Raw genomic sequence first — 596 nt, 5'->3', positions numbered from 1 at the left:
TAGATTCCCAATAGATTCTTTTTCAGGTTACTTATGGCTGTATGAACCCAGTTTAGCTCTTCATTTGCAGTACTTTCTGAAGACTTTACTTTTATGTGTGTCTCCACTAACTTCTCCACGTGAACATAAGCTTTATTTTCATCTGTGAAGACAACCGATTTCTTATCAATATTTTCTTCAATAAACTCGTCTACAGATTCAGCATCAGCCTTTGGTATTACCTTCATTTTAAAGAAACCGCAATGTCTGGATGTCTTCTCCGATTCTTTGTCCAATAAAGGTGTAGATTCCGCAGCAACTGCCACTATAACCTGTCTCTGGCTTCCTTTACCCCTTTTAAGTTGCTTCTTGAGTTTAGCGTCAATTGCTTTTTCTACATAAGCTTCATCGTACTCAACCATTCCTTTCAACATGTAGGAATTATCTCTTTTCCCCATCACAGCCCGTATTTTATGCATTAACCGGAAAGCTGTATCATACTTTTTCAATCCAAGCTGGCGCTGTAGCTCCATGCAGGACAAGCCCTTTTTCGTTGCCGACATTAGCAAAAATGCCGCAAACCATGTATGCAATGATAAATTACTGTTCTCCATCAC

At 39.1% G+C, this 596-nt stretch carries 1 protein-coding gene; it reads right to left on the bottom strand.

All coding sequences use genetic code 11. The features are described 5' to 3' along the window. On the bottom strand, positions 1-596 hold a 596-nt coding region (locus MM239_RS20865), incomplete at both ends, for an IS1595 family transposase (RefSeq protein WP_241350257.1).

It is taken from the genome of Belliella filtrata (assembly GCF_022549775.1).
Classification (GTDB): Bacteria; Bacteroidota; Bacteroidia; order Cytophagales; family Cyclobacteriaceae; genus Belliella; species Belliella filtrata.
This window is presented reverse-complemented; position numbering and strand designations above follow the sequence as displayed.